This is a genomic window from Demequina sp., from assembly GCF_016278765.1.
Taxonomy (GTDB): domain Bacteria; phylum Actinomycetota; class Actinomycetes; order Actinomycetales; family Demequinaceae; genus Demequina.
This window is the reverse complement of record NZ_JADQBE010000089.1, coordinates 21,953-32,560: the sequence shown is the minus strand read 5'-3', so window position 1 is coordinate 32,560 and position 10,608 is coordinate 21,953. Positions and strand designations below refer to the sequence as shown.

The window sequence follows — 10,608 nt, the reverse complement described above, 5'->3', positions numbered from 1 at the left end:
CGCCGTCTCGGCCACTGCTAGCGTCACCCTCCTGCTACGGAACGTCCGTAGCCGTCTAGTCCAGAGGAGGTGGGTTATCTATGCGCAAGTACGAAATGATGGTCATCCTTGACCCCGAGGTGGACGAGCGTACGGTCAAGCCGTCGCTCGAGAAGTACCTCGCCGTGGTCACTCACGACAAGGGCACCGTCGACAACCTCGACGTGTGGGGCCGACGCCGTCTGGCCTTCCCCATCAAGAAGAAGAGCGATGGCGTCTACGCGGTCATCAACTTCACCGCGGAGTCCGCGACGGCAAAGGAGCTTGAGCGCCAGCTTGGTCTGAACGAGACCATCCTGCGTCTGAAGCTGCTGCGTCCCGACGCCCACTAGCACCGGCAACTCCACGAGACGACAGGGATAAGACATGGCAGGCGACACTCAGATCACCGTGGTGGGAAACCTCACCGGAGACCCCGAACTGCGATTCATTCAGTCAGGGGCCGCCGTCGTGAACTTCACGGTCGCGTCCACTCCACGCACGTTCGACCGTCAGTCGAACGACTGGAAGGACGGAGACACCCTGTTCATGCGCTGCTCCCTGTGGCGCGAGGCCGCAGAGAATGTGGCCGAGTCGCTTACCAAGGGCATGCGAGTCGTCGTGACCGGCAGGCTCGTGGCGCGCTCGTGGGAAGCCAATGGTGAAAAGCGCACCGTCATGGAGATGCAGGTCGACGAGGTCGGCCCGTCTCTCCGCTACGCCACCGCCAAGGTCACGCGCACGCCGCGTGGCGGCGGTCAGGGTGGCGGTGGCTTCGGCGGTGGCGGTCAGGGTGGTGGCTCGGCCAGCACTCCCGCAGGCGGTTCGGACAACGACCCATGGGCCTCGGCCCCCGCGTCAGACGAGCCCCCGTTCTAAAAGCGACAACGAGTCGCCCCACTTCTTGATGTAAGGAAAGACAAGCATGGCAAAGATCGACACGCGTAAGCCGCGTAAGAAGGTCAACCCGCTCAAGGCCGCCAAGGTCAAGACGATCGACTACAAGGACACTGCGCTGCTGCGCAAGTTCATCTCCGACCGCGGCAAGATCCGTTCGCGCCGCGTCACGGGTGTCACCGTCCAGGAACAGCGCCAGATCGCCCGCGCCATCAAGGTTGCGCGCGAGCTCGCACTGCTCCCCTACGCCGGCTCCGGCCGCTAAGGGGCGCTGACATGGCAAAACTCATTCTCACGCACGAGGTCGCCGGTCTCGGCACCGCGGGCGACGTGGTCGAGGTCAAGGACGGCTACGCCACCAACTTCCTGGTTCCCCGCAAGCTGGCCACCCCGTGGTCCGCAGGCGCAGAGAAGTCCATCGACTCGATGCGCGTTGCGCGTCGGGGCCGTGAACTCGCAAGCATCGAGGAGGCCCAGGCCGCCCGCGATTCACTGCAGTCCAACCCCGTGACCGTTACGGCGAACGCCGGCCCGTCCGGTCGACTCTTCGGTGCGATCACGACGGCCGAGATTGCGGACGCCATCGGCACCCGTGCCTTGGTGGACAAGCGTCGCATTCAGATCGGGCAGCCGATCAAGGCGCTGGGCGATTACCAGGTCAAGGTGTCGCTGCACGACGGCGTGGTCGCCACGGTCGACGTCAAGGTGGTTGCCGCGTCTTAAGGCGGTGTGACACGCCCCGGGACGCCCCCCAGCTCGCTCCGGCGAGGTGGGGAATCCCGGGGCTTTGTCGTGTCCGGCGCCGATGCCCGCGACACGCCGAGAGGCGACACGCCGATGATTTTCAAGCGGAGTTTTCCCCATGCTGTGTGGCGTCAAAGTACCTGGTAAAAATGCATAGATTCGCGCTGAGCGGAAACAATTCACAAGCTCATCCACAGGAACCACGAGACTGTCCCCATGCGTGTCAGCCTGTGTCCACCGCTATCCACCGGCCGTCCACCCCGGAGCATTTGTGGGGGGTGGCCGGGCTTCACTACGTTGACGTGTCACACCCGGGTGACAGGCTCGCCTCACCAACCTTGTGGGTTCCCTGGCGACAAGAATGGAGGCGATGCGCGCGTGTCAGTAGAGGAGCTTGAGGCCTCGTATTCGCCGCGGGGCTTGGAGCGTACGCCGCCGCAGAACCTGGACGCCGAGCAGTCGGTGTTGGGCTCCATGATGCTGTCCAAGGATGCGATGGCCGACGTCATCGAATCGGTGCGCGCGGACGATTTCTACCGCCCCGCGCACGAGACCATCTTCGACACCGCCATCACGCTGTACAACTCGGGCGACCCGGTGGATGCCCTCACGGTGGGCGCAGAGCTTCAACGGTCCGGGGAACTTGCCCGCGTGGGCGGTGCCGAGTACCTCCACACGCTCATTTCGATCGTGCCCTCCGCGGCGTCGGCGGGCTATTACGCCCGACTGGTGCGCGAACAGTCGATCTTGCGCCGCCTGGTGGAGGCTGGCACCCGCATCGCCAACATGGGTTACGACGCCGACGGCGCCCAGGTGGATGATGTGGTCGACAGCGCCCAGGCTGAGGTGTTCGCGGTCACGGAGCGGCGCAACTCCGAGGACTACCTGCCCATCGGCGAACTGATGGAGCACACGCTTGAGGAGATCGACGCCGCGTCGCGCCGGGACGGCCAGATGCTGGGCATCCCCACCGGATTCACGGAGCTGAACGAGCTCACGGGCGGCTTCCAGGCCGGCCAGATGATCGTCATCGCGGCCCGTCCTGCCATCGGTAAGTCGACCCTAGGCCTCGACATCGCGCGCGCGGCATCGATCCATGCCGGCAAGGCATCCGTGCTGTTCTCGCTGGAAATGAGCCGGGAAGAGATCACCAAGCGCATGCTTTCCGCGGAGTCCAAGGTGAAGCTCACGCAACTCACCAAGGGCCCGATGAGCCCCAACGACTGGGAGCGGCTGGCGAGCACGGCCGCGCGTATCGCCAAGGCGCCCATGTTCATCGACGACAGCCCGAACATGTCGCTCATGGAGATCCGCGCCAAGTGCCGCCGCCTCAAGCAGCAACACGACCTCAAGCTCGTGGTGGTCGACTACCTGCAGCTCATGAGCTCAGGCAAGCGCGTCGAGTCGCGCCAGCAAGAGGTGTCCGAGTTCTCGCGCGCCCTCAAGCTGCTGGCCAAGGAGATTCAGGTGCCGGTCATCGCGATCTCGCAGCTGAACCGCGGTCCCGAGCAGCGCACGGAGAAGAAGCCCATGCTGTCGGACATGCGCGAATCGGGTGCAATTGAGCAGGACGCCGACATCGTGATCCTGTTGCACCGCGAGGACGCCTACGACTACGAGAATCGCCCAGGCGAGGCCGACTTCATCGTCGCCAAACACCGCGGCGGTCCCACCAAGACCATCTCCGTCGCCTTTAAGAAGGACTACGCCCACTTCGCGGACATGGCGCCAGACATGTAGTGGTTTCTGGACGGGCGGCCCACGAGTTTCCCGACCGGAGTGGGCGGGAGCTTTTTTGGGGCCGCTGCCCCAGGCGCCTCGTGTTGTTCGTCAGTGGTGGTGCACTTGCCCGGCTTCGACGGCCCTGGCGCATCCCTCGGCACAGAAATTGAACTTCTGCCCATCGCGATCGGTGGGAGATGCCGCCCGCCATCACAGTGTCGGTGCCTTCATGATGTTCGCGACGATCCCGGCCCCCGTCGGTCGCCGTTGCGGACGTGAGGACTCCGCGGTATGTTTGTGTGATATTGGGGTTAAAACCTGATTGATCTAACGTAGATTTACAACGACGACGCCGTGATCCGGATCTGACGTCGCCGCGCATTGAAGCCGGAATGGGCGTGAGTGAAGGCGCGCGTTGCGCGAAGCAATGGACGGGCCGTGCCGATCGCACGGGGCACGCCAACGCGACGCGGCTGGCCCTTCGGCGCCACCAAGGGCGAGCGTGAGTCGCTCACTGTGAATGCTGGCCCTGGGCAGACGGGCCACCTAGGAAAGTTGGAAGAATGATGCCGAACATCCCCGCGCGCCGCCGCCGCGTACACGTCCCGTCCGAGGGCGTGGTCACGCTCGTTACGGAAGACACTCCGGTTCCCGAGCCTCACGAGGCGCTCGTTGCGACGATCGTGTCGGGCGTCTGTGGATCCGATACCCATGCGTTGCACGGCCAGCACCCCGCTATTGCCCTGCCGTACTACCCGGGGCACGAGGTGGTAGGAGTTGTCGTGGCCGTCGGCGCCGACGTCACCTCGGTCGCCGTGGGCGACAGGGTCACACCCGAGCCGACACTTCCGTGCGGCACCTGCAAGGTGTGTCTGGCGGGCCACCACAACGTGTGCGAGAACCTGCGGTTCTTCGGCTGCGGCTACCGCGAAGGAGGCATGGCCGATAACTTCACGTGCGATGCGTCCCGCCTACACAAGGTGCCCGCGGAGTTCACCGACCACCAGGCGGCGCTGATCGAACCCCTCTCGACCCCCGTCCACGCGACCGGGCTCGCGGGTGACCTGTCGGGCAAGACTGTCGCGATCCTCGGGTCCGGCACCATCGGTCTGCTCATGCTGTCGGCAGCGAGGGCCGCGGGTGCTCGCAAGATCGTGGTGACCGATGTGCTCGCCGACAAGCGGGCGCTCGCCGAACGTGCGGGGGCGGATGCCACGGTTGACGCGGCCGACCCGGACGTGGCGGCCCAGGTGCGCGAAGCGTTGGGCGAAAGCGCCGACGCCGTCTTCGACTGCGTCGCCATCCAACCCACCGTGGACGCGGCCGTGGCGATGGTCGCCTACGGAGGCGTCGTCGTCATCGTGGGCGTTCCCGCGAAGCCCGTCACGGTCAACATTCCGCACTTGCAGGACAGGCAGATTGCCCTCCAGGGCGCGGCGACCTACCTGGCCGAGGACTATCGACGGGCGATGGAGATCATTGGTTCCGGCGCCGTGGATGCCGAAGCGATGGTCACCAAGGAGTTCCCGGTGGAGCAGGTGAGCGAGGCCTTCGCCGCCTCCGAATCGGGCCACGAGGTGAAGGTGCTCATACGGCTCCAGTAGGCCACCACTGCTCAACTCTCAGCAGTCGGTTCCGATCAGCGCACCTCGCCCAGCGCCTGGACGTGACCGGTCAGGCGCGGAGCCGTTCGAGGCAGCGGTGGGCCGCGCTGACGACGCCGCCGACGGTGATATCGAAGCGCTCAAAGAGTTCGGGACCGCTTGCTGACGCCCCATATTCATTGATCGAGACGATCTCACCTGCGTCGCCGGTGAACTCGCGCCAGCCGCCTGCCGCACCGGCCTCCACGGCCACCCGAGCCTTCACGTCCGGTGGCAACACTGCGTTGCGGTACTCGGACGTCTGCTCGGCAAACCACTCGAGGCACGGTGCCGAGACGACGCGCGCCTCCACGCCTTCGCGAGCGAGGATCTCACGGGCTGAAAGAGCGAGTTGGACCTCAGATCCCGTGGCAATCACAATGATGTCGGGCCTGCCCTGCGGGGCGTCAGCGAGGACGTATGCGCCCTTGGAGGCGAGTTGCGCTGGAGCGAGGCCCTGAGCGGCGTCGGCGGCACGATCCGGCACGGGCACCGCCTGACGGGTCAGCACGATGCCGGTGGGGCCGTTGGTCCGCCGCAGAGCCTCCAGCCAGACCGCACTCACTTCATCGGCGTCGGCCGGTCTCGCGACGGCGAGGTGGGGGATGAGCCGCAACGACGCGAGATGCTCCACCGGTTGGTGGGTCGGGCCGTCCTCGCCCAGGCCCATGGAGTCGTGGGTCCATACGAAGATGCTGGGAATGCCCATGAGCGCAGCGAGCCGGACTGACGGCCGCATGTAGTCACTGAAGATCAGGAAGGTGCCTCCGAAGACTCGCGTGGGTCCGTGAAGAACGATGCCGTTCAGGATCGCCGCCATCGCGTGCTCACGAATACCGAAGTGCAGGACTCGTCCGTACGGATCGGCGGGCCAGGCGGCCGTTCCGCGTCGGGTGGGGTTGAACGACGCTGCGTCGTGGATGGTCGTGAGATTCGAGTCGGCCAGGTCCGCGGACCCTCCCCACAGTTCGGGAAGCGGGGCCGCGAGCGCGTTGATGACGGCGCCGGACGCGGCGCGCGTCGCGATCGACGTGCCCGGTTCAAAATGCGGAAGCAAACTCTCGATCCCTTCGGGCAACTGGCCGCTCATGAGGCGATCGAGAAGACTCTTGCGCTCCGGGTGACGTTCCGCCCACGCGTCGAACTCGGACTGCCACTGGTCTCGGACCGTACGCGACCGCTGTGCGAGTTCGCGAGTGTGGGCCAGCACCGTGTCATCGACGACGAAGGATTGGTCGGGATCCCATCCCAGCGCACGCTTGGTTGCCTTCAGTTCGGCGTCGCCGAGCTTTGCCCCGTGCACGCTCCCGGTGTTCTGCTTGCCCGGGGACGGCCAGCCGATGATGGTGCGAAGGATGATGATCGACGGGCGAGCGGTATCGGCCTTGGCGGCGGCGATGGCGTCGTTGAGGCCGTGCACATCCTCCACATAGGCGCCGTCCCGGCGCCACTGAACGGTCTGCACGTCCCAGCCGTACGATGCGTAGCGTTGCGCCACGTCCTCCGTGAAGGCGACGTCGGTGTCGTCCTCGATCGAGATCTGATTCGCGTCGTAGATCACCACCAGATTTCCCAGTTCCTGATGTCCGGCGAAGGAGGAGGCTTCGGCCGAGATGCCTTCCTGGAGGTCTCCGTCCGATGCGATGACGTAGATGTGGTGGTCAAACGGCGACGTGCCGGGGGCCGCCTCGGGGTCGAACAGCCCGCGCTCGTAGCGTGCGGCACACGCGAAGCCCACGGCCGAGGCCAGGCCCTGTCCGAGGGGGCCGGTGGTGATCTCCACGCCGTCGGTGTGGCCGTACTCGGGATGGCCGGGAGTCAAAGATCCCGCGGTGCGCAGTGCTCGCAGGTCGTCGAGTTCAAGGCCGAAGCCACCCAGGAAGAGTTGCACATACTGAGTGAGCGACGCGTGGCCGGCGCTGAGCACGAAGCGGTCGCGACCCAACCACCGCCCGTCGGCAGGGTCGTGGCGCATGATCCGCTGGTAGAGCAGGTACGCGACGGGGGCGAGTGTCATGGCGGTACCGGGGTGGCCGTGGCCCGCCTTCTCGACCGCGTCGGCCGCTAACACACGAGCCGTGTCCACGGCCCTCTTGTCCATGTCTTCCCATGCGAGTCCGGCCATCGCGTTACTCCTTTGTATCGATTTGGTATCTGCCTTGACAGCGGCCCTGTGATAGTTCTACCGTGTTTCTAACGTGAACTCTACACAAGTTCACACAAAGATAACATGGAGGTATCCGCCTCCTCAGGGCAACACGAGTCACCGTCGCACCGAAGCGGAGATGACTCTGGTGGCCACATATCGCCCAGCGTCGGGTGCGGATCCCGTCGTTGACTTACGAACGGGAGCAGCCATGAGAGCCATCGTTTTCACCGACGAGAAGAAGCTCAGCCTTGAAGAACGACCCACGCCAGAGCCGGGTTACAAGGAAATTTTGATCGAGACCGCCGCTGTGGGTATGTGCGGCACGGATACCCACGTGTTCGACGGCGAGTTCGAGGGAACGGTGTTTCCGCTCGTGCCCGGCCATGAGGCGACCGGCACGATCGTCGCCTTGGGTGAGGGAGTCAACGACGGCGTGTTCGACTTCCAGGTCGGCGACCACGTTGCGGTGAACCCGAGCACGACGTGCGGCGAGTGCGAGTTCTGTGTCAATGGCCACGCGAACCTGTGCCCGGCTTGGAACGGCCTCGGCGTTGTCGCGTCCGACGGCGCGGCCCAGCAATTTTTCACCGCGCCCTCGCGCAACGTGTACAAGTTGAAGCCCGAGACCGACATCTACCTCGCCGCCCTGATCGAGCCGCTCGGTTGTGCGATCCGAGGCTGGGACATCCTGCCCAGGCGTCTTGGCGACCACGTACTCGTCTATGGCGCTGGCACCATGGGACTGATCATGGCCCAACTGGCGACGCGCGCTGGCGCGGCCTCGGTCACGATCGTCGACCTCAACAGCGAACGTCTCAAGACGGCCGAGGAATGCGGCATCGAACTGCGCTACAACAGCGCCGATGACGCAGGCCGTGACAAGTGGGATGTCGTCATCGACTGCACCGGCAACATCCGCGCCATCGAGGACGCGCTGACTCGCGTGAAGCCCGCCGGCTTCTTCCAGGACTTTGGCGTCGCCCCCGCGGACAAGACTGCCCAATTCTCGCCGTTCCGTGTCTACCGCGGTGAGCTCAACATTGTGGGCTCGATGGCCGTCCACAACTCGTTTGGCCGTGCCGTCGAGATGTTCGAGATGGGTGCCATCAACGCGAAGGCGATGACGAGCCACTCGTTCACCCTGGACGACTACGAGACCGCGCTGGAGATGTTCCGCAAGGGCGAGGGCCGCAAGCTGCAGATTCGCCCCAACGACTCCGAGTCGCGAGTTCTGTGATGGCGACCGAAACTCAGACGCCCAGCGCGACGGTCACCAGTTCGCCTCGGTTCGCATTGCGGGGTCGTTGGTTGTGGGTGACCGTAGCGGTGGTGATCTTGGCCTTCATCGGATTCGGATCCAAGTTCATCCCGAGCGATGATCCTCGCGTGGCGGGAGTCGTCGCCTTTGACCCCGTCCAGTTCGGCGCCGACAACTTCGGCGACGTTCAGTCAGCAATCGAGGCACAGGCGGTGGATGCGGCCACCCTGGCCGATGCGATCAATGTCGACCAGGCGGCGGCGGCTTCCGAGTACGGCGTGCCGAGTTCGGGTGGACCGGTATTCAGTGTCACCTTCACCGGTGTCGCGGGCGCGGGCCAGTCGGGAATCTATCCCGTGGACATCTCGGGACTCGACGCAAACCTGCTGGTGCGGGTACAGACGGGTCCGGCGATCAACGGAACCGAACTGCGCGACGCCACCGACAAGTTTCCTTTCGGTGACTTCACGAATCAGATCGATTACCAGAACGCTGCTGCGGCGCTGAACAGCGAGCTCAAGGCGCAGGTGCTCGACGAGTTCCTGCCCACGGATCTTGAGGGCAAGACGGTCACCGTGACGGGCGCCTTCACGCTCATCAACCCTGAGGCATGGCTCGTGACCCCCGTGAAATTCGAGGTGGCGTCATGAGCGACGATTTCGATGCGGTAGTTCTCGAGGCGCGCAACATCGTCAAGCACTACGGCGGCGTGCAGGCCCTCAAGGGCGTGAACTTTGAGATTCGCCGAGGAACCGTGACCACGCTGTTTGGTGAGAACGGCGCCGGCAAGTCGACGCTCATGAAGATTCTGTCGGGAGTGGAGCAGCCCACAGCGGGCGAGATCGTCCTCGACGGACAGCCGGTCGAGTTCGACTCCACGAACGAGGCGGCCGCACGAGGCATCTCGATCATTCACCAGGAGTTGAGCCTCGCGCCCAACCTCTCGGTGCGCGACAACATCTTCATGGGACGCGAGATCCAGGGTCCGTTTGGCGTGGATTTCGCGCAGGAAGCCAAGTTGGCCCGCGATCTGTTGGCGGGCCTCCAGCTCGACGTCGACCCGTCGACACTGGTGTCGGATCTGCGTGTCGGACAGCAGCAGGTGGTGGAAATCGCCCGCGCACTGTCCGTCAACTCACGAATCCTGATCATGGACGAGCCGACGTCGGCGCTGGCAGCCACGGAGGTGGAGGTCCTGTTTGGCCTCATTCGTGATCTCACCGCTCGCGGAGTGGCCATCGTCTACATCTCGCACCACCTTGAAGAGGCGCTTGAGATCACGGATCACGCCGTGGTGCTCCGAGACGGAACCATGACCGCGAGGGGCGAACGCGACGAGATCGACCTCGAATGGATCGTCCGTCACATGGTGGGAGATAACTTCGACCTGGGCACCCCGCCCACCGGCTATGAGTTCGGCGAACCGGTGCTCCAGGTGAAGGGCCTGCGAGTCATGGACCCCATGAACCACGAGCGATCCGTGGTCGATGGTCTCGACCTTGAGGTGCGTGCGGGGGAGGTCGTGTGCATCTATGGACTGATGGGCGCCGGTCGCACGGAGCTCCTCGAGGCGATTGCTGGCAAGGGTGACGTCCAAAGCGGCGAGATCCTGCTGTCCGGCGTGCCCCTCAAGGGCCGAACGATCGCGGAGCGCATCGACATGGGAGTCGGCCTCGTCCCCGAGGACCGGCAACGCGATGGTCTCGTCCAGACCTTCAGCATCGGGAGGAATCTGACCTTGTCGAGCCTGTCCAAGGTCCTGTCCAGGGGACTCCTGTCCCGCAAGGCCGAAAACGACATGTCCGTCGATCTCATCGATCGCGTCACGGTGAAGACGCCGGGACCTGAATTGAACGTCGGTTCATTGTCGGGGGGAAATCAACAGAAGGTCGTCATCGGCAAAGTTGTCGGCACCAAGCCGCGACTCATGCTGCTGGATGAACCGAGCCGCGGAATCGACGTTGGAGCGAAAGGCGAAGTCTTCAGGCTGCTGGCAGCGCGCGCTCAGGAGGGCGTTGCGGTGTTGTACTCCACGTCCGAAGTGGGCGAGTGCCTCGCCATTGCCCATCGCATCATCGTGATGCGCAAGGGCCGTATCTCCGCGGAATTCGGTTCCGACGCCACCAAAGCAACGATCATGGCCGCCTCTGGCGAAGCCGTGGCGGCCTGACTAGATA

Annotated in this window: 10 protein-coding genes; 9 read left to right on the top strand and 1 reads right to left on the bottom strand. The window is 64.6% G+C overall.

The genetic code is table 11. The features are described from left to right. Positions 1-80 precede the first annotated feature (80 nt). The 6 genes from rpsF (at position 81) to QZZ29_RS12670 (ending at position 4,985) form a co-directional block, all read left to right on the top strand. Positions 81-371: a 30S ribosomal protein S6 gene (rpsF, locus tag QZZ29_RS12695; RefSeq protein ID WP_291383779.1), complete on the top strand. Its 291-nt coding sequence runs from the start codon at positions 81-83 to the stop codon at positions 369-371. A gap of 34 nt (positions 372-405) precedes the next feature. Next, positions 406-897: a single-stranded DNA-binding protein gene (locus QZZ29_RS12690; protein ID WP_291383778.1), complete on the top strand. Its 492-nt coding sequence runs from the start codon at positions 406-408 to the stop codon at positions 895-897. Between the two features lie 46 nt (positions 898-943). After that, the gene (gene rpsR / locus QZZ29_RS12685) at positions 944-1,180 is read left to right on the top strand and encodes a 30S ribosomal protein S18 (protein ID WP_226096440.1); all 237 of its coding nucleotides are present in this window, start codon (positions 944-946) and stop codon (positions 1,178-1,180) included. 11 nt (positions 1,181-1,191) lie between these two features. Then, positions 1,192-1,638 carry a 50S ribosomal protein L9 gene (gene rplI / locus QZZ29_RS12680; protein ID WP_291383777.1) on the top strand — a complete coding sequence of 149 codons (447 nt, stop codon included), beginning with the start codon at positions 1,192-1,194 and terminating at the stop codon, positions 1,636-1,638. A 399-nt stretch (positions 1,639-2,037) separates the two neighbouring features. After that, positions 2,038-3,399, top strand: a complete 1,362-nt coding sequence (dnaB, locus tag QZZ29_RS12675) for a replicative DNA helicase (RefSeq protein WP_291383776.1) — start codon at positions 2,038-2,040, stop codon at positions 3,397-3,399. A gap of 545 nt (positions 3,400-3,944) precedes the next feature. Further along, positions 3,945-4,985: an alcohol dehydrogenase catalytic domain-containing protein gene (locus QZZ29_RS12670; RefSeq protein WP_291383775.1), complete on the top strand. Its 1,041-nt coding sequence runs from the start codon at positions 3,945-3,947 to the stop codon at positions 4,983-4,985. A gap of 70 nt (positions 4,986-5,055) precedes the next feature. On the opposite strand, the gene tkt is transcribed toward QZZ29_RS12670, so the two are convergent. Beyond that, positions 5,056-7,149: a transketolase gene (gene tkt, locus QZZ29_RS12665; RefSeq protein WP_291383774.1), complete on the bottom strand. Its 2,094-nt coding sequence runs from the start codon at positions 7,147-7,149 to the stop codon at positions 5,056-5,058. A 232-nt stretch (positions 7,150-7,381) separates the two neighbouring features. Here tkt and QZZ29_RS12660 point away from each other — a divergent pair, with 232 nt between their 5' ends. Genes QZZ29_RS12660 through QZZ29_RS12650 form a run of 3 tightly spaced genes read left to right on the top strand, consistent with a single transcriptional unit; the run spans position 7,382 to position 10,601 of the window. Continuing rightward, positions 7,382-8,410: an alcohol dehydrogenase catalytic domain-containing protein gene (locus QZZ29_RS12660; RefSeq protein WP_291383773.1), complete on the top strand. Its 1,029-nt coding sequence runs from the start codon at positions 7,382-7,384 to the stop codon at positions 8,408-8,410. Continuing rightward, complete coding sequence (locus tag QZZ29_RS12655) at positions 8,410-9,081, top strand: DUF2291 domain-containing protein (protein WP_291383772.1); 672 nt, start codon at positions 8,410-8,412, stop codon at positions 9,079-9,081. The genes QZZ29_RS12660 and QZZ29_RS12655 overlap by 1 nt, the downstream gene beginning before the upstream one ends. Continuing rightward, positions 9,078-10,601, top strand: coding sequence for a sugar ABC transporter ATP-binding protein (locus tag QZZ29_RS12650; protein WP_291383771.1), 1,524 nt, complete (start codon positions 9,078-9,080; stop codon positions 10,599-10,601). Before QZZ29_RS12655 ends, QZZ29_RS12650 begins: the two co-directional genes overlap by 4 nt. Positions 10,602-10,608 lie beyond the last annotated feature (7 nt).